The organism is Embleya sp. NPDC056575 (genome assembly GCF_042793325.1).
Classification (GTDB): Bacteria; Actinomycetota; Actinomycetes; order Streptomycetales; family Streptomycetaceae; genus Embleya.
In genome coordinates this window covers 3,224-3,796 of record NZ_JBHTVA010000151.1, presented here as the reverse complement: position 1 = coordinate 3,796, position 573 = coordinate 3,224, and the positions used below count along the sequence as shown (strand labels likewise).

1 protein-coding gene is annotated in these 573 nt (G+C 38.4%); it reads right to left on the bottom strand.

Annotated features, from left to right (window positions below; all coding sequences use genetic code 11):
• Positions 1 to 94: 94 nt before the first annotated feature.
• Complete coding sequence (locus ACFRCG_RS48270; RefSeq protein WP_042977813.1) at positions 95 to 301, bottom strand: YuzF family protein; 207 nt, start codon at positions 299 to 301, stop codon at positions 95 to 97.
• Between the last annotated feature and the right edge of the window lie 272 nt (positions 302 to 573).

Genomic DNA, 573 nt, shown 5'->3' with positions numbered 1-573 from the left:
GCAATTTTATTCACGCGTTTCATCATAAGCTTTACACCTCCATCCGTAAACAATAATCATTTTCATCATATGTTGGATGGAGCTTGGCTTATTCTCACATCGTCGGATGAAACCAAATTATTTGTGCTGTACGTACATAGAATGGTGTCCCGCCCATCATGATGACGATATGATCAGGCATGACCTCTCGTAATACACCTCGTACAGAGCCGTGGGTCGTTTGAACAGCAAGGGATTGATTGTGAAGTCCCATTAAAGCTTGATAAACATACGGATCACTAAGTTTCCATTTTTCACTCATTTTCAACACACTCCTTTCATGAAGCCCATAGCAGTATATGCAAGGAAGTAAAAATGTGCATTTGTCCAATTGGAATGTTGGTTTTCGGATTTATTCAGACATCCATTCTTTCATTAGAAAAATAAACCCAGATTCTGAATCCAAAATAAAAACACCTATGAAATAGTGTCAGGGCGTCTCAATCTTAATCCTTGTTTAACTTTTAAACACGGGGTCCTACCAACAAAAAGCGCAAAACATACGCTAGGCAAAATTTAACATGACGAAACTGT